19 protein-coding genes and 2 pseudogenes are annotated in these 20,722 nt (G+C 35.1%); 13 read left to right on the forward strand and 8 right to left on the reverse strand.

The window, feature by feature from the left end; translation table 11 throughout:
• Both ftsH and OOK84_RS01210 read left to right on the forward strand, forming a co-directional pair.
• Positions 1-1,833 (forward strand): ATP-dependent zinc metalloprotease FtsH, encoded by a 1,833-nt coding sequence (gene ftsH / locus OOK84_RS01205; RefSeq protein ID WP_264731997.1) that lies wholly within the window; start codon positions 1-3, stop codon positions 1,831-1,833.
• A 159-nt stretch (positions 1,834-1,992) separates the two neighbouring features.
• Positions 1,993-2,670: a hypothetical protein gene (locus tag OOK84_RS01210; protein ID WP_264731998.1), complete on the forward strand. Its 678-nt coding sequence runs from the start codon at positions 1,993-1,995 to the stop codon at positions 2,668-2,670.
• 25 nt (positions 2,671-2,695) lie between these two features.
• On the opposite strand, the gene tmk is transcribed toward OOK84_RS01210, so the two are convergent.
• Complete coding sequence (gene tmk / locus OOK84_RS01215) at positions 2,696-3,298, reverse strand: dTMP kinase (RefSeq protein ID WP_253302246.1); 603 nt, start codon at positions 3,296-3,298, stop codon at positions 2,696-2,698.
• 108 nt (positions 3,299-3,406) lie between these two features.
• Here tmk and OOK84_RS01220 point away from each other — a divergent pair, with 108 nt between their 5' ends.
• Together OOK84_RS01220 and OOK84_RS01225 are read left to right on the forward strand one after the other, a co-directional pair.
• The gene (locus tag OOK84_RS01220; RefSeq protein WP_182367219.1) at positions 3,407-3,979 is read left to right on the forward strand and encodes a thioredoxin family protein; all 573 of its coding nucleotides are present in this window, start codon (positions 3,407-3,409) and stop codon (positions 3,977-3,979) included.
• Positions 3,980-3,984: 5 nt separating this feature from the next.
• Positions 3,985-5,703, forward strand: a complete 1,719-nt coding sequence (locus OOK84_RS01225) for a monovalent cation:proton antiporter-2 (CPA2) family protein (RefSeq protein ID WP_264688048.1) — start codon at positions 3,985-3,987, stop codon at positions 5,701-5,703.
• A gap of 30 nt (positions 5,704-5,733) precedes the next feature.
• On the opposite strand, the gene OOK84_RS01230 is transcribed toward OOK84_RS01225, so the two are convergent.
• From OOK84_RS01230 to OOK84_RS01245, 4 genes are read right to left on the reverse strand one after another with little or no spacing between them, the layout of a single operon-like run.
• On the reverse strand, positions 5,734-6,351 hold the full coding sequence (locus OOK84_RS01230) for an SURF1 family protein (protein ID WP_264732001.1): 618 nt from the start codon (positions 6,349-6,351) through the stop codon (positions 5,734-5,736).
• 1 nt (position 6,352) lies between these two features.
• Entirely contained in the window at positions 6,353-6,829 is a 477-nt protein-coding gene (bfr, locus tag OOK84_RS01235; RefSeq protein WP_264732003.1) for a bacterioferritin, read from the reverse strand.
• A 59-nt stretch (positions 6,830-6,888) separates the two neighbouring features.
• On the reverse strand, positions 6,889-7,329 hold the full coding sequence (locus tag OOK84_RS01240) for an RDD family protein (protein WP_319803096.1): 441 nt from the start codon (positions 7,327-7,329) through the stop codon (positions 6,889-6,891).
• A gap of 53 nt (positions 7,330-7,382) precedes the next feature.
• Positions 7,383-8,021, reverse strand: a complete 639-nt coding sequence (locus tag OOK84_RS01245) for an HAD family hydrolase (protein ID WP_264732005.1) — start codon at positions 8,019-8,021, stop codon at positions 7,383-7,385.
• Between the two features lie 160 nt (positions 8,022-8,181).
• On the opposite strand from OOK84_RS01245, the gene OOK84_RS01250 reads away from it, so the two are divergent.
• Together OOK84_RS01250 and OOK84_RS01255 are read left to right on the forward strand one after the other, a co-directional pair.
• Entirely contained in the window at positions 8,182-8,946 is a 765-nt protein-coding gene (locus OOK84_RS01250) for a hypothetical protein (protein WP_264732007.1), read from the forward strand.
• A 361-nt stretch (positions 8,947-9,307) separates the two neighbouring features.
• A complete protein-coding gene (locus OOK84_RS01255) occupies positions 9,308-10,330 on the forward strand; it encodes an IS110 family RNA-guided transposase (RefSeq protein ID WP_264731025.1) in 1,023 nt (340 codons plus the stop codon).
• Positions 10,331-11,430: 1,100 nt separating this feature from the next.
• Here the strand turns inward: OOK84_RS01255 and OOK84_RS01260 are convergent.
• Positions 11,431-11,841: a DUF1284 domain-containing protein gene (locus OOK84_RS01260; protein WP_319803086.1), complete on the reverse strand. Its 411-nt coding sequence runs from the start codon at positions 11,839-11,841 to the stop codon at positions 11,431-11,433.
• Positions 11,838-12,365, reverse strand: coding sequence for a biotin transporter BioY (locus tag OOK84_RS01265; protein WP_264732011.1), 528 nt, complete (start codon positions 12,363-12,365; stop codon positions 11,838-11,840). Before OOK84_RS01265 ends, OOK84_RS01260 begins: the two co-directional genes overlap by 4 nt.
• Positions 12,366-12,450: 85 nt before the next feature.
• On the opposite strand from OOK84_RS01265, the gene OOK84_RS01270 reads away from it, so the two are divergent.
• The 6 genes and pseudogenes from OOK84_RS01270 (at position 12,451) to dnaN (ending at position 18,677) form a co-directional block, all read left to right on the forward strand.
• Positions 12,451-13,038 (forward strand): nitroreductase family protein, encoded by a 588-nt coding sequence (locus OOK84_RS01270; RefSeq protein ID WP_264732013.1) that lies wholly within the window; start codon positions 12,451-12,453, stop codon positions 13,036-13,038.
• Positions 13,019-13,807: a diaminopimelate epimerase gene (gene dapF, locus OOK84_RS01275; protein ID WP_264732632.1), complete on the forward strand. Its 789-nt coding sequence runs from the start codon at positions 13,019-13,021 to the stop codon at positions 13,805-13,807. Before OOK84_RS01270 ends, dapF begins: the two co-directional genes overlap by 20 nt.
• 993 nt (positions 13,808-14,800) lie before the next feature.
• Positions 14,801-15,707: pseudogene (locus OOK84_RS06805) on the forward strand (transposase).
• A gap of 305 nt (positions 15,708-16,012) precedes the next feature.
• Positions 16,013-16,906, forward strand: a complete 894-nt coding sequence (locus tag OOK84_RS01290) for an RNA polymerase factor sigma-32 (protein ID WP_253309418.1) — start codon at positions 16,013-16,015, stop codon at positions 16,904-16,906.
• Positions 16,899-17,396, forward strand: coding sequence for an invasion associated locus B family protein (locus OOK84_RS01295; RefSeq protein WP_264732019.1), 498 nt, complete (start codon positions 16,899-16,901; stop codon positions 17,394-17,396). The genes OOK84_RS01290 and OOK84_RS01295 overlap by 8 nt, the downstream gene beginning before the upstream one ends.
• 123 nt (positions 17,397-17,519) lie before the next feature.
• A complete protein-coding gene (gene dnaN / locus OOK84_RS01300; protein ID WP_264732021.1) occupies positions 17,520-18,677 on the forward strand; it encodes a DNA polymerase III subunit beta in 1,158 nt (385 codons plus the stop codon).
• Positions 18,678-18,765: 88 nt separating this feature from the next.
• Here the strand turns inward: dnaN and truA are convergent.
• Positions 18,766-19,503, reverse strand: a pseudogene (gene truA, locus OOK84_RS01305) (tRNA pseudouridine(38-40) synthase TruA).
• A 141-nt stretch (positions 19,504-19,644) separates the two neighbouring features.
• Here truA and recA point away from each other — a divergent pair.
• Positions 19,645-20,712, forward strand: a complete 1,068-nt coding sequence (gene recA, locus OOK84_RS01310; RefSeq protein ID WP_264732023.1) for a recombinase RecA — start codon at positions 19,645-19,647, stop codon at positions 20,710-20,712.
• Positions 20,713-20,722 lie beyond the last annotated feature (10 nt).

The raw sequence follows: 20,722 nt of genomic DNA on the forward strand, positions 1-20,722 counted from the left end.
ATGAAAAAATTTTTAGAAGGCTTATTGATCTGGTTAGTAATTATTGTTCTTATTTCAGTTGTTTATATTCAGTTCAGCGGAAATGTAGGTAGAAGTAAAACAACCATACCTTTTTCGGAATTTTTAACTAGACTAGAAGACAATGATGTAGAAAATATTGTCATAAAAAACCAGAGCATTGAGGGCAAGTTTAGGGATGGTTCAAGTTTCAACTCAAGCGGTGTTATATATAGCGACCTAATAAAAAATTTACATGATAGAAAAGTGAGATTCTCCTTTTCAACTGGAGATTCTGCCATGAGCGTAATTGGTGGATTACTTATCTCATGGGTCCCAACATTTATCTTTATTGGCTTTTTGCTATTCTTTCTTAAACAAACACAAGCGGGGGGCAACAGAACTATAAGCTTTGGCAAGTCAAGGGCTAGACTCATGACTAGTGGGAAAAAAGTAACATTTGATGATGTTGCCGGAATTGATGAAGCAAAAGAAGAGCTAGTAGAAATCGTTGATTTCCTTAAACAAAGGCAAAAATTTCAAATATTAGGTGGAAAAATACCAAAAGGGTGCCTTTTAATTGGCTCTCCTGGAACTGGTAAAACTTTACTTGCTCGTGCAATTGCAGGAGAAGCTAATGTGCCATTCTTTAGCATTTCTGGATCTGATTTTGTTGAGATGTTTGTTGGTGTTGGTGCGAGCCGTGTTCGTGATATGTTTGATCAAGGCAAGAAAAATGCTCCTTGTATAATTTTTATAGATGAGATAGATGCGGTGGGTAGACATCGTGGCATTGGTCTTGGTGGTGGTAATGACGAAAGAGAACAAACATTAAATCAGTTATTAGTTGAGATGGATGGCTTTGAGTCTAATGAGGGCGTAATAATAATTGCTGCGACTAACCGTCCGGATGTCTTAGATCCAGCACTGCTTAGGCCTGGTCGTTTTGACCGGCAGATTACTATTTCTTTACCCGATATAAATGGGCGCGAGAAAATATTAAATACGCATATAAAGAAAATATCAATGGCCCCTGATGTAAATGTGAAAACAGTTGCAAGAGGAACACCTGGTTTTTCAGGGGCTGATTTAGCAAATTTAGTGAACGAATCTGCGCTTATTGCTGCAAGAAGAAACAAGAAGATTGTTACCATGGATGATTTCGAATATGCACGTGATAAAGTGATGATGGGTGTGGAAAGGCGATCTCTCATTATGACAGAAGAGGAAAAGAGACTGACTGCATACCATGAAGCTGGCCATGCGATGATTGCTGTTAATATGCCTGCTTCTGATCCTATACACAAAGCAACAATTATTCCACGCGGTAGGGCACTCGGTTTAGTTATGAGACTACCAGAAACAGATAGAGTGTCCCTCACAAGAGAAAAGATTCTAGCAGATATAACTGTTGCAATGGGTGGACGTGTGGCAGAAGAGCTAATTTTTGGCTATGATAAAGTCACAAGCGGCGCATCTTCAGATATAAAACTAGCATCAGATTTATCACGTTCTATGGTAACAAAATGGGGAATGAGCGACAAAATAGGTCCGATCTATCACAATCGCGAACAAACTATGCATGGTTCTGAGATAATTTCTGAAGATACATTAAAACTTATAGATGAAGAAGTGAAGAAAGTTGTGTCTTCTTGCTATGAAAAAGCGAAAGACATTTTGACCAAGCATAAGAAAGGCTTAGATCTCATTGCCGAAAATCTACTGGAGTTTGAAACTTTAACAGGAGATGAAATAAAGGACATATTAAGCGGAAAAAAAATTGTTAGAGAGGAAAATGAGAAGAATGAGAAAATAAAAAAATCCTCTCTCTATTAGATCTGACCCTAGCTTAAAATGCTAATCAGCTAACGCTGCAATAAAACATTCAGAATTGTAACTGTCAATATAAATTGTATTAGAATATTCATAATGTTGCATTTTCATCACGATAATGCTATCATTCAGTTAGTATTACTGTTTAATGAGGTATGAGTAATGGTTGACGTAGCTTCTATTGGTGTAAATGCAGTCATTGATCATAAGTATAAAAAAAGAGCGCAATTAACTTTATTAGGGCTATTTCTTGTTGTATCAGCAGCAACTGCTGTCTGGTTTATCTTTCCTGTATCACAAAATGTACTAGTGCCATTTTTGCTCCCAGCCTTATTCTTGTTCTTTACTCTATCTATGGGTTATTACATGTTCATATTTAGTTGTGAAAAAAAATCTTTGGTAAAGAATGTTCTTGGTATGGTTGAACCAGCTGAATCAGTAAAGAGAGTGCATTGCCAAGAAAATATTAAATCCTTATTAGCAGAAGTGAGAAGTACTACGAGAGATAGGTTTTGCAACGCGCTTGTTAATCTTTGTTTTGAAGATCGTATTAAAGCACACACACTTGCATTATCTGTGAAAGAAATTGACGATATTGTGTCTTCAATAAAAAATAAAGACCTCTTAGACCATTTTGATCAATTTTTTACTATTACTGAAGTAAGTAATAAAAAAAATAGAAGTGAATTAATGAACCTCACAAGGGCATATAAGATAATAAGTGAAGAAGATCCAGACAAAATACAGGATTTTTTAGCTACTCAAACAAAAAGTTATTCATGTGAAATAATGTTAACTAAAATTAATAATTTTCTATCACAAGTTAAAGGTTCGGTTTAAATTAGTAGAGGTTAAATAAATATAGTTAAGTCTTTGCAATAGTGATTTTATCAATAATCTTAGTGTGTACTTGATTATCATTTTTTGTTTCAATTTCAGTGATGACATGGCACCTAACGGGCTCTTTTATGGCGATTTCTTTAAACCCTTTTCCAACTTTATTATAAAAATTAACATCCATTTCTTCATATTTATTCTTGTCTTTCGCTCTACTTAACCCAACTTTAACATCAATATCTAGAATAAATGTAATATCTGGATATCTAACTCCAGCCAACCTGTGCAAATCTTCTATTAGTTTTAAATCAACTCCAAACCCATATCCTTGGTATGCAATGGTTGAATCAATAAACCGATCACAAATCACTATTTTCCCTTCTGCAAGAGCTGGTAATATTAATTTTTTCATATGTTCGTGCCTCATCGAGATAAGTAGCAAGAGTTCAGAAATAGGATCAATATTATTTGTTAACAACACTCCTCTTATCTTTTCTGCAAAATCAGTGCCACCTGGTTCTCGAGTCGACACTACATTATTTTCGCCGTGAATTTGCTTAAAATGATTTGCAAGTAGCTTAGATTGTGTTGTTTTACCAGAGCCGTCTATTCCTTCGAAAGTTATGAACATAAGTTTTATAATTATAATACTAAAAAAGAATATGCAAACAGTATACATAGAAACCGTTTGACATTTAAATAATAAGACCGTAAATTACATATGGTATAATAATAGTCTATGGTTGCTCTGAATACTCCTAAAGTCGATTTTAGTTTTACTGCAAAAGATTTTAATCTTTTGGGAGTAGACAATAAATACTATACATTAAGTGACTGTTGTGGAAAAAACGGTCTTATTGTAATGTTTATATGCAATCACTGTCCTTACGTTCAGTCAATTATTAGCAATCTGGTAAGCGATGTTGATCAATTGAAAAAAGATTATCAGGTAAACACCGTTGCAATAATGTCAAATGATGTAAATGAATATCCAGAAGATTCCTTTGAAAATATGATTAATTTTGCCAAGGAAAATAAGTTTACATTTCCATATTTAATTGATAGTACACAGAAAATAGCTAAAGAATACGGGGCTGTTTGCACTCCTGACTTTTTTGGCTTTAATTCCAATTTAAACCTTTGCTATCGTGGACGTTTTAATGACACAAAAAAAGAAAAGGTTCAAAGCTATGAAGTAGGAAGTAGTGACTTATTTCAAGCTATGAAATTTATTGCAGAAACTGGTAATTCTCCAATTGACCAAAAATCAAGTATTGGCTGCTCAATTAAATGGTCTAATTCTACAGGTTAAATATCATGCACAGTGGCTCTCAGCATTTGTTTGATATTATAATTTTACTTTCTGCTGCTGTGTTTATAGTCATAGCGTTCTGGAAAATGAATATTAGTCCAGTGCTCGGTTACTTCGTTGCAGGTGCAGTTATTGGTTCTCATGGATTTAATCTGATACACTCAGCTGAAGCAATGGATAATCTTGCAGAATTTGGTGTAGTTTTCCTATTATTCATTATAGGCCTTGAATTGACATTTGAACGCCTGATCGCTATGCGTATTCATGTATTTGGGTTCGGTTCTCTTCAAGTTATAGTTACCATGGTAGCAATATGGTGCATCGCTCTTGCTTTCGGAGTGAATACGAATATAGCAACAGTTATTGGTGGTGGGCTTGCGCTATCCTCAACAGCAATAGTGTTGCAGGTTCTGCAAGAAAAAGGTTCTCAAGCAAGTCAGGTTGGTAGGTTGTCAATAGCAGTACTATTAATGCAAGATTTTGCAGTGGTACCATTAATAGTATTGGTACCTTTACTTGCTGGCAATTCTGAGCACAGCCTGATAAGCTCATTGGCAGGTTCATTGGTGCAAGCAGCTATTGCATTAGTGCTGATATTTATAACTGGTAGATTATTGCTTAGACCTTTATTTTCGGTTATTGCTAAAATGGAAAGTAATGAGGTCTTTATATCAACAACGCTTTTAATAGTATTAGGAGCAGCATTTATTACTGAGCAATTCCATTTATCGTTGGCATTAGGTGCATTTGTCGCTGGATTGTTAGTTGCAGAAACAGAATACAGACACTCAGTAGAACACGCAGTATTGCCATTTAAAGATTTGTTTCTTGGCTTATTTTTCATGACTGTTGGTATGTCTATCAATACCGAACTTTTACTCAATAAGTTACCACTAATTACTTTATTATCGATTATCCTTATCGTTTTAAAAACATCTATCATATATATATTGTGTAGATTTTTTGGGTTTAAGAGTGCACCTGCTATACAAGCTGGGTTACTACTTTCACAAGGCGGTGAATTTGCGTTTATTTTATTTCGCTTAGCAAATGAACTAAATGTGCTACCAAGTGAAATCGCTCAAGTACTTATGATGGTAACTACAGTAACCATGGCTTTCACTCCTCTTTTATCGGGGCTTGGAGATTGGATAGCAAACTCATTTAGCACTGAGAAAATAATATTAGATGATGAAGCTGTTGAAACAGATACACAAGATCTTTATAACCATGTAATAGTTGCTGGATTTGGTAGAGTGGGATATATGGTAACAAAAATGCTTACTGCAGAGCATTTAAGTTACGTTGTTGTAGATATTCAATCAAAAATAGTCAAAGAAGGAAAAAGTGATAGTTTTCCTATATATCTTGGAGATGTTACAAGATGTGAAATTTTAAAATCAGTCGGAATAGAAAGAGCTCAAGCTCTCGTTATTTCAATAAAGAATGAAGTTACTATAAAAAAAGTTGTTTCCTTAGTTGCTGCAAATTTTCCGCATGTAAATATTGTAATACGCTTACCAGATCTGAGTAATGTGGAGGTTTATAGAGATCTAGGAGCTAGTAAAATTATTCCTGAAACATCTGAGATAGGATTGCAGCTAGGTGGAGCTGCACTGAGCCTCAGTGGTATTAGCGAAAGTGGAGTTACGTCTTTAAAAAGTAGATTCAGAAAAGGCAATTACAGTATGTTAAAAGACCTTGGTAGTGATAAAGATGAATAACTACTTTTCTAATTTTATGTACAGAAAGCTTCAAGCTTTATTGAGGTTTTGCCTATAGTAAATTACGCACATAATCAACCAAGTTAAGGAAAGTGCAAACCAAGTGATTGCATATTCCAAATGCTTCATTGGCTGTATAGCTACTTTGCTGCCAAAATTGTTCGGCCACAATACACACTTCTCTAGCTTAATACCTAACTCATTGGAAATTTCCTCTGTACTCAGGGTAAACCATGTATTCGAAGCAGTATCGTTTTTGATGAACCAATTTTTGCTTTTATTGCTATCGCAATATAAAGTTCCATCTGCAACTACTTTTTCAATTTTTACTTTTTTCTCCTTTTTTTCTCTGACTATTCCTTTATTCACCAACATGTAACGTCCAGTGGTGAGCAACATAGGAGACAGCACGTGATAGCCGTGTTGCCCTGCAAAAACATATAGTTCTATGTCACTTAGAATCCCATCGATCTTGACATGCCTATAGTTAAATTTTTCAAGGTCGTTATTGGGCAATAGATGAACAACTGGAAGACTCATACTTTTAATAATATTATTCTTCCAGTTCAATCTGAATATTTGCCATAACCCTAATAAAAAAAGAAGTGAGCAAGGTATAATTAAAATAAATACTGTTTTTTTTAACACTCTATATTTGTGTTCTTAAATAGTTTTCAACACCCATTAGTTCAATAAGGTCTATCTGTTTCTCAATCCAATGGAAATGCTCTTCTTCATTCTTTAACATCTCTTCTAATAACATTACACTAACAAAATCTTTTTCTTTCTCAGCGATAGAAATTGTTTCTTTGATATCCTTAATACCTTTTCCCTCTAATTTTAAATTAGCCTCTAAGATTTTCTGTATTGTGTCTTTTGTAAACTTTCCATCATGCTTTGATATTTCGTTTGTATCCTGAAAATTTGGAACTCCTTTGAATAACAAAATTCTTTCTGCCAACTTGTTTGCATGTTCAAGTTCTTCGTTAAGCTCATTTTTTACCTTTTCTGCAAGTCTATTAATTCCATTGTTTTTGAGAACCGCAAAATGCAAAAGATACTGACGTACAGAAGTCAGCTCATTGGTCAATAATTTGTTCAAATGTTTTACTATCTCTTCATTCATAATCTTCCCTTAGTTCAATTTATCAGCATAATTTATATGATAACGATGATTATAGCAACTCATTTAATAGTTCCTTTGATAACAACCGTATTAAATAGCATGTCGTGGTATGTCTGTTTCTTTTTAGAAAAACAAGCAACTAGATACCAGCAGAGAGTGAGCAGCATTATAATTACTTTCAATGCACTCAAGACATTCACTAATACCTCCTGATCTTGCAAAAATTCAGTAAGGACAACTACTACACTGTTTAACAAAGGAAGAAAAAACTGGGAAGTGCTTCTGTCAAACGCTAAATTCAAGTCTATTTTAGAATTATCTAAATTGATAGTACATATATTCATTAACTGTTGACCTGGAGTTGCTTGGGCCTTTGAAGATATAAAATATGTGAAGTAACTACAATTTACACACATGTATGATAGATGTAAGATCAACGGAGAATCCTCTAATAGCAGTATAATTAATAAAGTTGGAATTAATAAAATTGCTACATCTATTAAATATGCGCAAAAGCGCCTTTATATACTGGCAATCTCTGTAACAGCGGTCATTACCTATCTTCTAAATACTTTATTATAAAATCTGTAAGTTTATCAAAATGTTGAAAACATGACAAATCTTCATAACCGCTTATTGATTGACCGTATATAATAGGTAAACAATTGGCATTTTGTGCACACAGAACATCTGTGATGCTATCACCAACGAAAAACACATTTTCTCTATTTATAGGCAACGTACTCTCTTCTAGTGCAAATAGCAGTGGGGTTGCAGATGGTTTATCTTCCGCGGTATCGCATGACCCAACCACTCTTTCAAAGTAAGAATCCAGTTTAAAATAGGTAACTTCTTCACGTAAATTAGTATTTTTCTTATTACTTACTATTGCTAGATAAATATTGTGGCTTTTTAGTGTCTGCAACATTTTCTCTACTCCTTGATTCAGAGCAATGTTTTGCAATAGTGCATCGTCTAAATATTGTTGATATATCTGGTTCGCTTTTTTCCACTGATCGCCAAATAAATTGACCATATAGCTCTTTCTCGACTCATGGGAATTTCTATCAGCAGCTTTATTACTATACCCCATTGAGTTTATGGTATGCTTAATAGCATTAAAAATGTTATCTTGAGTGTCAACTAAGGTATTATCCCAATCGAATACTACTGCTAATTGACTATCCTTCATCTCTTATATGGTTATACATTTCAACTTAATAAGTAAATAGCATTTTAATAAAAAAAATATAAATAGGACGCTCTTACTCTTTACCACAAGTTATGTTAACTGTTTTTTATATAATTAGCTAATATACTGGTTATATGATATGTTTTAATAGGTAACAGGTATGGCCCAGACATCTAAAGAAAGTGTTGAAAAAAAGTTTAAAGGTGTCTTTGAACGTTCTCCAGGTGCTTTTCCAGAAGGTACTCCGTTAGAAGAGAAGGTTAATTATATTGCAAAAGGAACAAAGGCTCTAAAGGCTATGAAAAGTAAAGAGCTCGAAAACAAAATGAAAAGCGTTGCAGAATTGAATCAGAAATTTGAAAGTCAAAAAAGGCGTACAGATGAAAAAGTACATCAAGATTTTGAAAGAATTGCTGAGCTTGACCAACAATATAAAGGGAAGGGCATCCTTAGAGAAACTACAGCAGAAGGTAAAAGCGTTGAACAGAGTGGACAAAAAAAGACTTTTGAGGCTTCTGTACGAACAGATACACAGCCATCAGAGCACATCGTTAGTCCCTCAGTGAGCAAGAGTTCTGTAAAAGAGAAGCCCAACACTGAGCCAGGCAAAAAAGATACCACACCTCAACCACAAGAAAATCAAAAAGAAGAAGGGTTTTTGAGTCTTCTGAAGCGCTTTGTTAAGAAAATATTAGAAAAACTTTTAGGTGAGGATGAAAAGAGTGTGGAAAATGCTCGTGGCATAAAAGAAGATGCTCAAAGAGATACGTCAAATAACGAAGAGCAACAAAAGAGTAAGCACTTTGATAAAATTTTAAATCAGGACCAAAGTATAAGCAAGGGCTTAGAGCAAGCAACACAACTTGAAAACCCAACGATAACACCTGTTAATACTCCTGAAGTAAATATAGGTCGTGAAAGGTGATCCGCTTTCAAGCTTCATTATACCGCCACGAACCATCATACCGCCGCGGTATCTCTAGATCCCGCTAACAAGCAGCGGGATGACGATTGTCAGGGTGTCATCCCAGCGCCTCTATGATGTCATCCCAGTGCCTCCTTCTTGTATCTTGTCAAAAGCATCTAATGTTTTAAGCTTAAGCATTAGGTGGAGAAGGGAGGAACTCTGTGCTTCTTCTTAGATATAAAATCTGTAGAGGAGATAAGAATTCCCTTCTCAAAAGTATAGGCTGGACGGTATCGTAGAAAGACCTGAATGGTTCTAATTCTGTATTCACAAGACTAGCCTTACTTTTCATTTTTAATGGTAACGTATGGGGTTATATATGATCAACAACTTTTTGGGCATAGATATATCAAAAGATCGCTTTGATGTTTTTCTCTCATTTATAAGCAAAAAAGGAAAGCGTGAAATTAGAAAAAGAAGCTTTAAGAACGATGATCATGGGTTTCAAAGTCTACTGAATTTTCTACACAAACATAATGTAGAAAAAGTAAAAACCTGCATGGAATCTACTGGTTGTTATAGCGAAGCACTGGCTGAATTTCTACACAATGCTGGACATTTTGTAAGTGTTGTAAATCCTTATTGCATAAAATCTTATGCAAGGAGTAAGCTGATACGACAAAAGAATGATCAGACCGATGCAGAAGTTATTGCTGATTATTGCCAAAGACAGGAACCTTCTAGTTGGACACCACCTTCTCCTGAAATGAAAAAATTAAAACATCTTTATCGTTGCTCAGTTGCGTTAAAAGATGAGTTAACATTAGTAAATAACCACTTAGAAAAAAAAGAGAGACTGCCTAAAGAAGTTGCAAATGCTTGGGAAGACCTTGCAATGAATATAGCTCAAAAAATAGAAACAATAAAAAACTCCGTACGTGAACTATTAAATCAACACAAAGAATTGTTGGAAAATTTTCAACTTCTATTGACTATTCCAGGCATAGGAGAAGAATCAGCAATAGCTATTTTAGCTGAAGTTTCTGATATAGAGGTTTTTAGAGATGCCAGGCAATTGGCAGCATATACAGGAGTTATACCACGAAATATGACGTCAGGTTCCTCTGTATATGCCAAACCCAGATTAAGTAAATCCGGTTCACAAACATTACGTAAGGCACTTTTCTTTCCTGCCATAGTAGCTAAGAATCACAATCCTATCATTATGAGCTTTTGCCAAAGATTAAAGGAAAAGGGTAAGCATAATATGGCCATCGTTGGTGCTGCAATGCGTAAGCTACTCCATATCATTTTCGGTATTCTGACATCCAAAAGTGCTTTTGATCCTAACCATATCAAAAACTACAGGGCTAGGAGGTTGACTGAAGGTTTAGTACTTTAAAATCAAAAATGCTTCCTATCTATCTTATGTAAAGTGGTATCTTACACAAATTTATTGAATGTTGTTGGTTAGTGGATATGTTGATAAGTAAACTTCATCTGTTTTGTGCGTATAAAACTAATTTACTTATCAACATATCCACTAACTATAATCTGTGTACTGTTACACAATTGGAAGTATTTTTTGATTTTATGATGCAACTTGGGAAATTTTTATAATTTTTTTGTTGACTAACAAGACGGTATCTCCTGTCATCCCAGCACCTTCTTCCTGTTATCTGAGTAGCTGACACTGTACGAACATTGTCTATCAGGAAGGTGTCATGCAAGTAGCTGACACTGGTTCTTTTATGACGGTGTCATTCTAGTCTGGAATCCAGGAAACTTAATTGCAAGTAATGCATTGGGTTTGGTGAGTATAAAAGTGTTGTGTTATGGCTAACGCTGGCTAGGTTTTCCTGCATCATACCGCCGCGGTATCTCTAGATCCCGCTAACAAGCAGCGGGATGACGGTTGTCAGGGTGTCATTCCAGCGCCCCTATAATGTCATCCCAGTACTCCTATAATGTCATCCCAGTGCTCCTATAATGTCATCCCAGTGCTCCTATAATGTCATCCCAGTGCGTGACACTGGGATCTCATTTCACTCTATAATAGCAGTGCTCCTTTCTTGTCATCCCAGTACTGATTAGCTATAAAATTTAAGAAGATATTTAAGAAATTTACCAAGCGGAAAAAAAGGCAAAAGAAGCCCCGTGGTGCGAGTTTTGACTCTATATTACTGTAAGTGGCGCTGTAATAATGTGCTAACGCTTAAAATAAGCGCGATTTGGCTGAATGTAGAAAAAATTTAAAAGACATGCAGCCGCTATAATTTTATGTAATCCGCCAAAAAATACCCTAAGTTTTTTACTGAATTTTGTCATTGAGCCTGCAGGTCAAAAACAAGTTTTGAGTCAGAAAGACCCTTAATACTACAATAAGGGGGCTGGCGGAGTTTGTCAAGCAAGTTTTTTTTCTACTGAATGACAGTTGTGGCTTGGGAGGTAGTGCAAGAAGTCTATTTCCACAAAAATGCTTCAATTTATCTTAACATTTTGTCAACTACCTTTATAGGAATGACAATTTAAAAGGGCATTTTTACATATTCCATATGGCTGCCAATTGCATCCCTCACATGCGTAATCAAATTTCTTTAAAGACATTTTCTCTCTAATCTTTTTTACCGCCTCATTCCAAGTTAAAGTCTCGCCAATTTTTATTCCTAAAATTCCCATATGCCTTCTATCTAGCTCTAAAACTTTAGCTTGTGTGGTGCATTTACCTTGTTTAATCTGGTTTGGGCAAGCACTACAAATACTATCAAGATTGCCAACTACTTTGATTTGAGTGTTAGGATCACTCATTACTTTGCTTGCTATCTTTTTATAATTTTCTATAAAATCCCGAGAATATCGATACCCTTGAAATGCAAGGGTGCACATGAAATGATGAGGACGAAACCTTATCACTTTTTCAAATACTGCAAAGCCGCTACGAGTAGAAAAATTTTTACCAAACCAGGAAGGATAAATGGTAAAACACCCACCATTATTGCTTGTCCCAGACCCAAGTAAACAGCAAGCCAACTAACACCACAAATAAAGATTACAACTGTACCAGCCAGACAACTTAAAGAATTACACACAAATGATTTATATTTAGAGTTCAGTAATTCATTTACTTTGCTCATTACCATAACAGCAGCTAAACAGCCAATTAAATATCCACCTGTTGGTCCGAGAAAAATGTGATAACCACTAGAAAAATTTGCAAAAACAAGAAATCCTGCTGCACCAAGTGATAGATATGTAAGCACAGAATAGAATGCTGTTCTGCGGTTAAATTTAAGCCCAATAAGCATTACTCCTAAAGTTTGCAATGTGATAGGCACAGGCTGCAATGGTAAGCTTATTTGAGCCATCAAGAATAAAAGTAAAACGCAAGACAATATTTCAGCCAGTGTTGATCTGCTGCTAGATTGTGTTATAAACATACCTTCCCAATAAAAATAACTTATTAAATGTAATATATGTGTATAAGAGGTTTTGCAATTTAAATTTTGCTCATATTGTGCTACAATGAATTATTTATGCACTATTAAATTAAAAATGATGAGTAAACAAGATCTATTATCGTTGATGAAAGCAAGACACAGCGGACGTTCATACGATACTACAAGAGCAATATCTCAGGAAGACATGGATATTTTAATAGAAGCTGTAAGGCTGACTCCCTCATGTTTTGGTGATGAACCTTGGAGATATGTGATATGCAACAAACAGAACAATCAAAGCGCATGGGAAAAGCTGCTAAATTGTCTTGATGAATCTAATCAAAAATGGGCAAAAGATGCACAAGTGTTAATCATATCTTTAAGTGCTAAAAACTTCCGTAAACGAGGTAAAGGAGAAAATCTTTGGGCTAGTCATGATACTGGTGCAGCAAATTATGCACTTATGCTACAGGCTGCATCTGTGAACTTAATGGCTCATCAAATGGGTGGATTTGATAGAGATAAAATAGTAGAAAGATTCAACATATCCGATGATTTTAATGTAATGTCAGTGATAGCGGTTGGTTACGAAGAAGAGGGCGCTGAAACAAGTAAGAAAAAAAGAAGACCAATAGAAGAAATATTTTTTTATGATGAGTGGCCAAGGTCCTAAAAATTTTATCAAGATGCACGGTACTGGCAATAATTTTGTTATCATAGACTCACGTTCAACAAACAATTTAGACTGGAACTATAGACAAATTGCTGATCAAAGCAGTTGTGATCAAGTGATAATTATAACAATGTCTAATGCTGCAGACTGCTTTATACATATCTATAATGCTGATGGTAGTCGAGCTGAAATGTGCGGAAACGCAGCACGCTGTGTTGGATATTTGATAATGTCAGAAAAAGGTACTGAGTATATCACTGTTGAGCTGGTAAACAAACGCATTTTAGAGTGTTTTAAAGTTGGTGATAAATCCATAAAGGTTAACATGGGTAAACCTTTGCTAAAATGGCATGAAATTCCCTTGTCTACTGAGTGTGACACTCTTCACTTACCTATAGAGCTTGAAATGCTAAAAGATCCTGTTGCAGTAAATATTGGTAACCCTCATATAGTTTTTTTTGTTGATAACATAAGTGAAATACCATTACGAAATTTAGGACCAAAGCTAGAAAATCACGTACTATTTCCTCAGAAAATTAATATTAGTATTGCACAAGTTGAAAAGTCTGGAGAAATAGCTTTAAGAGTTTGGGAAAGAGGTACAGGCATTACTGCATCATGCGGTAGTGCAGCCTCTGCAGCACTTGTTGCATCCACACTACGTGGATATCTGACTGCCCAACAGACTTCAGTAGATTTACCAGGAGGTAAGTTATTAATCGAATGGGCAAATAACGTATTCATGACCGGTGATATAGGATTTTTGTGATAATTGTTTTCACAATGCAAAACTACTTGACAAACTCCGCCAGCCCCCTTATCATGATAGTGAAGGTATTCAGTTATCTTCATCTGTGCAGATTAAACAGCAAGAAAACAACGTAGTTGGCGTCTTATTTTTAATTTTTTGCACTATGTGCACCTTATGTCTTCACAACATTTCTAGGTTTTTACCTATATAAGCTGAAACGCGCTTATAAGTCGTTTAAGACAGTATAGTACGCCAATTTGCAGGATTAGAGAGTGACAACTAGCTAACACGGGGTTTCTTTTGCCTTTTTTTCTGCTTAGTAAATTTCTTAAACATTTAAACTAAGGTGAGTTGCATTTAAAAGCAGCTAAATTGCGGTGTTTAAGACTTAAAAAACGCCAATACTGAAAATAGACAATGACTAGGGCTTCTTTTGCCTTTTTTTTCGTTTGGTAAATTTCTTAACGTTTGTAGCTAAAAGAGCCCAAGAGAGGTGTCATCCCGCTGCTTGTTAGCGGGATCTATGTTAAGAGATACCGCGAATGAATCGCGGTATGACGTAGGACTGCTGTCATCCCAGTGCCCTGACACTGGGATCCAGCTAAGTTAGTGAGTGTAAACAGTAGCCAACCTTACGTTAAAACACAACGTTCTTGATGAGATTGCATAAAAACTGGATTCCTTACATCATAGAGGCACTGCCATTATAGAGTGAACCAGTGTCTGGGCACTGGGATGACAAAAAAAGGGGCTACTTGGATGACAAAAAAGAGGCACTGGGATGACATCATAGGGGCGCTGGGATGACACCCTGACAATCGTCATCCCGCTGCTTGTTAGCGGGATCTGCTGAGATACCGTGGCGGCATGACGCAGAGCTCATGTTAGCTATACTTTTATACTCACCAACTCAGTATCCAATCTGGATCCCAGTGGGCTTTGTTGCATAGCAGCAGAAAAACTAGTGATTACTGACTAAATTCATTATAAAATGACGATTTAAGGATAAATATGCCACAAAAAATGAGAGTCAGTAACCATAGAGAATATAACAAATTTCTAGAAAAAAGAGGAAATATTTTTCATTATATCAACGAAGCTATAGAAAATTGGTATGAAATTGGGCCAAAAATGTAGGGTGGCAACAATATTTACAGCAACAAAGTGGTAATTTTGATACATATAATAACCCATCTATTCAGAATAGGTTTGAGTGGGATTTTTAGAGGGATACATTGAACAAATAGGAAAAAATTTGCAGCTATTCACAAGCATCAAAAGAAACTTGATATTAAGATCAATGATTGCAGAGTTGATAAAAATAAGATGGAAGATATCGAAATTGCTATAGACAGTACAGGAATTAGTATATACAACAACACACAGCAAAGAAAATAGCAAAGATAGAGAGTACCGCAGCTATAAACAAGTAAGAAAATTGCACATAATGTTGAGCAAACAAGTCATAGCTACAAAATACAGTAATGGCGTTTACTCTGATCACTATGGAGCATTGGGGAAATTTGATGTTAAATATGCTATAAAAGCACTATATGCAGATAGGGCATATGGTAGAAAAAAGCTCTATAAGCTGTGTAATCAATATGGCATAAAAACGAAAATTCCTCCGAAAAACAACGCAGCAGAGCATCCAAAATTGGATTATATGCTTGATAGAAATGCCGCTATTCAGTTAATGAAATTACATGGTGAGAATGGTATAAAAAGATGGAAAGAAGAAGTAAATTACGGAAAAAGATCGTATATTGAAGGATTTTTCTCAAGGTTGAAGCGAATATTTGGGTTTAGTTTTAAGAATAAATCTGAGACAAATAGAGAGAAGAAACTGCTTATTAAATGCTACTTAATGAACAAATTTACTGCAATTGGTATGCCTAAATTTGAAATAGTCGCATAAAATTATTTACTCTGGAAAAAACTTACGTTGCTATGCAACAAAGCCCACTGGGATCTAGAAAAAAGAAATGTGGATTCCAGTGTCAAGGCACTGGAATAACACCACTTACTACGTATTTAAACTATAATGTTCATCATTACACGCTGGCAGGATGTCATATATAGTGTTACCCAGGTAGCTGTGTTGGGGCTTATCGTCTTTAAGATCCCAATTAGATAGAAGGTTTGTACTTTTTTCAAATCAAAGCTTGAATTTTTGCTCGAAAATCAATATATTATATATATGAAGTTTTAATTTAAGTTGTTATGTTGACCCCAATGGCAAGCTTATGTGTTGATAGCAGAACCAATCTCATGCAATATATTGCTAGAGTGCAAAAATTCCCTATGCTGTCTCAAGAGGAAGAGGTACGATTAGCAAAAAATTGGAACCAATATAAGGATATTTCTTCTGCTCATAAATTGATTACCAGCCATTTGAATTTGGTAGTGAAAATTGCAATGAAATTCAAAAATTATGGACTATTGTTGATGGACCTGGTCATGGAAGGGAATATGGGTTTAATGCATGCAGTAAAAAAGTTTAATCCTGATTTAGGGTTTCGTTTTTCAACTTATGCAGTGTGGTGGATTGAAGCTTCAATAAAAGACTTTATATTGAAATCTTGGTCGTTCGTGAAAATAGGCACAACGCAAGCACAAAGAAGATTATTTTTTAGTTTACGTAAAATAAAAAAAAGAATTTTACAGTATACAAACAGAGAGACTTTAAGCAATGAAGAAATAAAAGCAATATCTAATGAGCTTTCTGTATCCGAAGGAGATGTTCTGCAGATGAATTACCGTTTGGCTTGTAAGGATCAGTCGCTAAACGATTGCATAAAAATAGGTGATGACTCTAAAAGGGAGTTGCAAGATATGATCCCATGTAACTTGGTCAGTCAAGAAGTAACCTATCAGAATCATGAAGAAAAAGAATTAAAAGAAACAATTTTAAACAATGCACTAGCAAGCCTTAACGAAAGGGCAAGAGACATTTTTATCAGTAGATATTTGTCTGAAAACACTCAAACTCTAGATGAACTTAGTAAAAAATATTGTGTTTCAAGAGAAAGAATAAGACAGTTGGCTGAGCAGGCGATGGCTAAGGTAAAACAATATATACAATCAGAAAGTTTGAAATTTGGTTTGCATGCTTAGTTTTTTTATATTTCTAATATTTTTTTCAATAGGCGCTTTTGCATCGGTTAGTGATGTGCAATTGAAGGAAAAATACAAAGACTGGCTTGTATATACTGCATCAGAAGATGGAGAGAAAGTGTGTTACATTGTATCTTACCCTAAGACAAAAAGCGAGCATTATACAACCAATCGCAAGCCGTATGTAATGGTCAGTTATGTTGATAAAAAAGCAGATGAGGTAAGCGTTACCTCTGGTTTTCAGTATGATAAGGAGCCTGTAGCTCTCAATATCGACAAAAAAATTAAATATACACTGCCTATAATACAGGGAAGTTTTGCGTGGGCAGAGCATACAAAAATAGATCAAGATCTCATTCTAAAAATGAAGCAGGGATTATCAATGGTAGTTAATGGAAAAACAAAAACAGTGACCATTGATGATACTTATTCCCTACTTGGTTTTCAAAAAGCGTATCAAAAAATGCATGATTTATGTCATACAAAGTAAATCATTGTAACAAAATACCCAGCTATAGTATAAACTGGACTACTCTTTCAATGGAAATATAAATAGCACTTTACTTTATATAGGATGTGGATATCATTTAAAATATATTTTTGAGAGTTAGCAATGTCAGAGGTTGCAGGTGTAGATACAGAAATCAAAAAGCAAAATTCTGTGTGCGAGCAGATGCGTTTTAGCGTGAGCCGTACAAGTCTTTTAAATACATTATCCAGAGTAAGTGGAGTGGTTGAAAGGCGTAATGCAATAGATGTTTTGGCATGTATAAATATCAAAGCACAACACGGCAGCATAAAATTAATGGCAACTGATCTTGACATTTCAATGTTTGCCTCACTTGCTTCAACCGTATTAACAGAAGGAGAAGTAAAAATTTCAGCGCATACTTTACATGACATAGTGAAGAAGTTACCCGCTGATTTGGATGTCAATTTTGAAGTAAACAACCAAAGAAAATTATTGATGTCTTGCGGAAATGCAAACTTTTCTTTACCGAATGTAGTTTCAAGCAGCTTTCCTGCTCTTGAAGAAGACAATTATAAACATGATTTTATTCTACTAAATACGGACCTGATAGACTTATTAACTAAAACAAAATTTGCTGTATCACTAGATGATACAAGGTATAATTTAAATGGAATATATCTACATACAGACGAGCAGTTTCTGTACTGCGTTGCAACTGATGGTCACCGTTTATCATGTATAAAGAGACCAAAGCCTGGGAACATCAATGGCGAATTTGGTGTGATCATTCCACGTAAAACTGTTATGGAGCTGTTAAAAATATTGGACGACTGTAATGAAATTAATGTAAAACTCTCAGACAGAAAAATCAAGTTTACATGCGGTGAATATATTCTAATATCAAAATTAATAGATGGGACTTTTCCAAATTATAAAGCAGTTATTCCAGCATCTCAAGATAAGCATATGATTATTGAAAGTAAAAAACTTTCAGATGTTATAGATCGAGTTTCCGTTGTTGTATCTGATAAAGTAAAATCCATTAAATTCTCACTACAAGAAAAGCTGCTGACTCTGCATTCAAACTCTCAAGAGTGCAATGATGCAACTGAATCCATAGAAGTGGACTACAATGAAGCCCCTATAGAAATAGGGTTTAACTCGCGTTATTTACTTGATGTTCTATCCTGCATAAAAAATAAATGTAAGTTTAGCTTAGCCGATGGTAATAGTGCTACAATTATCACTGATGAAGACGATTCAAGTGTATTATATGTAGTGATGCCAATGAGAACTTAAACTTGTCATCCCGCTTCTTGTTAGCAGGATCTGGAGATACCGTGGCGGTATGACACTTATTTCACTAAGAACGTTACTTTTTATTAAATTAGTAATCTATCTTTACCAAATATAAGCCAAAAGGTGGTGCAGTAACTCCAGCTGCATTTCTTTTGCATTGGTTTAATATATTTAGCATTTCTTGTGGATTAGTTCTATTTTTTCCAAATTCAACTAAAGTACCCACAATGATCCTCACTTGGTTATGTAAAAAGGAAATAGCAGATATTTTGATGTGTATATGATTCCCATTTTGTATTATATCGATATCATCAATTGTTCTCATCGGATTTGCGGCTTGACAATCTTTTGAACGAAAACTTGAAAAGTCATGTTTTCCAAGTAGATGTTTAGCAGCTTCACGCATAATATTTACATCAAGTGGGTTAAACACTTGCCATACATAACCTGTCTCCAGAGCGGCAGGAGCATAGCGATTAACTATTCTGTATTCGTAATATCTTTTTTTTGCTGAAAACCGTGCGTGAAACGCATCATCTACAACTTCTGCATTCAGTACAACTATGGGAATTGATTTTAAATGATAATTTATTGCGTTTCTTATTCTATAAAGCTCAAATTCCTTTTCCATATCAAAATGAGCAATTTATCCTAAAGCATGAACCCCTGCATCAGTCCTGCCACCGCAGTACAAAGTAACTTTCTCACCACTAAAATTAAATATAGCATTTTCTATGGCTTCCTGGATTGAATTAGCAGAATGTTGCTGCTTCTGCCAGCCAGAGAAACTACTACCATTGTATTCTATCGTTATTTTGTATCGCACTGCAGAGTCTATCTAACTTTCTATCTTAATATAATTTAGGTAGCTAATTTTTCTACGATAACGTTCTTCGTTATTAAAAAACCCTTGGCAGGTTGTTCACGTTCGATTATCATGGAAGTTATACAAGTTAATAAATGATCCATGGCAAACAACTCAGAAGAAAGAAATAATGATAAGCAAAAAGCATTAGATAACGCAATAAGCCAGATTGAAAAAGCATTTGGTAAAGGTGCAATAATGAAGTTGAAGCAAAACCCTGTAGAGAAAATAGACACAATATCCACAGGATCAATTGCGCTTGATTCGGCTCTAGGTCTTGGAGGTCTGCCAAAAGGACGTATAATTGAAATATTTGGTCCCGAGAGTTCTGGTAAAACCACTCTTGCCTTGCACGTGATTGCTGAAGCACAAAAAAAAGGAGGATCATGCGCATTTATCGATGCAGAACATGCATTGGATGTCTTATATGCTCGTAAACTTGGGGTAAGCACTGATGATTTAGTAATTTCGCAACCAGACACTGGGGAACAAGCATTACACATTGTTGAGTACTTAGTGTGTTCTGGTGCGGTTGATGTGATAGTTATTGACTCTGTTGCAGCGTTAACTCCAAGAGCTGAAATTGAAGGTGATATGGGTGATCAACATATGGGGCTGCAAGCAAGGCTTCTAAGTCACGGGCTACGAAAGCTAACCTCTGCCGTTTCAAAAGCGAACTGTATATTGATATTTATTAATCAAATTCGTATGAAAATAGGAGTAGTGTATGGAAATCCTGAAACTACCACGGGTGGAAATGCATTAAAATTCTATACTTCTGTAAGGCTTGACATAAGAAAAGTTGGTGTAATAAAAGACAAAGAAAATATTACAGGCAATGAAACAAGAGTTAAAGTTGTAAAAAATAAAGTTGCTCCTCCATTTAGAGAAGCGAAATTTGATATAATGTACAATGAAGGTATATCAAAACTCGGAGAAATAATAGATATGGGAGCAAAGCTTGGTGTGCTTGAAAAAGCAGGTGCTTACTATTCATATAACAATACACGTCTTGGACAAGGAAGAGAGAATGTAAAAACTTACCTAAAAACAAACAAAGAAGTCGCAAATGAAATAGAAATGAAAATCAGAGATTTACTCAGAAATCATGATAATTCTATTATAATAGACGAGGATAGTGAGCAACTTTTAGAAGAATCAGTGTTCTGATCTAAACTTA

The organism is Wolbachia endosymbiont (group A) of Sphaerophoria taeniata (genome assembly GCF_947250735.1).
Taxonomy (GTDB): Bacteria; Pseudomonadota; Alphaproteobacteria; order Rickettsiales; family Anaplasmataceae; genus Wolbachia.

Excerpts from the sequence above, each read along its gene's own strand:
- ftsH (WP_264731997.1), top strand. The coding sequence starts at position 1 with ATGAAAAAATTTTTAGAAGGCTTATTGATCTGGTTAGTAATTATTGTT.
- OOK84_RS01210 (WP_264731998.1), top strand. The coding sequence starts at position 1,993 with ATGGTTGACGTAGCTTCTATTGGTGTAAATGCAGTCATTGATCATAAG.
- tmk (WP_253302246.1), bottom strand. The coding sequence starts at position 3,298 with ATGTTCATAACTTTCGAAGGAATAGACGGCTCTGGTAAAACAACACAA.
- OOK84_RS01220 (WP_182367219.1), top strand. The coding sequence starts at position 3,407 with ATGGTTGCTCTGAATACTCCTAAAGTCGATTTTAGTTTTACTGCAAAA.
- OOK84_RS01225 (WP_264688048.1), top strand. The coding sequence starts at position 3,985 with ATGCACAGTGGCTCTCAGCATTTGTTTGATATTATAATTTTACTTTCT.
- bfr (WP_264732003.1), bottom strand. The coding sequence starts at position 6,829 with ATGAATGAAGAGATAGTAAAACATTTGAACAAATTATTGACCAATGAG.
- OOK84_RS01245 (WP_264732005.1), bottom strand. The coding sequence starts at position 8,021 with ATGAAGGATAGTCAATTAGCAGTAGTATTCGATTGGGATAATACCTTA.
- OOK84_RS01250 (WP_264732007.1), top strand. The coding sequence starts at position 8,182 with ATGGCCCAGACATCTAAAGAAAGTGTTGAAAAAAAGTTTAAAGGTGTC.
- OOK84_RS01255 (WP_264731025.1), top strand. The coding sequence starts at position 9,308 with ATGATCAACAACTTTTTGGGCATAGATATATCAAAAGATCGCTTTGAT.
- OOK84_RS01265 (WP_264732011.1), bottom strand. The coding sequence starts at position 12,365 with ATGTTTATAACACAATCTAGCAGCAGATCAACACTGGCTGAAATATTG.
- OOK84_RS01270 (WP_264732013.1), top strand. The coding sequence starts at position 12,451 with ATGAATTATTTATGCACTATTAAATTAAAAATGATGAGTAAACAAGAT.
- dapF (WP_264732632.1), top strand. The coding sequence starts at position 13,019 with ATGAGTGGCCAAGGTCCTAAAAATTTTATCAAGATGCACGGTACTGGC.
- OOK84_RS01290 (WP_253309418.1), top strand. The coding sequence starts at position 16,013 with ATGTTGACCCCAATGGCAAGCTTATGTGTTGATAGCAGAACCAATCTC.
- OOK84_RS01295 (WP_264732019.1), top strand. The coding sequence starts at position 16,899 with ATGCTTAGTTTTTTTATATTTCTAATATTTTTTTCAATAGGCGCTTTT.
- dnaN (WP_264732021.1), top strand. The coding sequence starts at position 17,520 with ATGTCAGAGGTTGCAGGTGTAGATACAGAAATCAAAAAGCAAAATTCT.
- recA (WP_264732023.1), top strand. The coding sequence starts at position 19,645 with ATGGCAAACAACTCAGAAGAAAGAAATAATGATAAGCAAAAAGCATTA.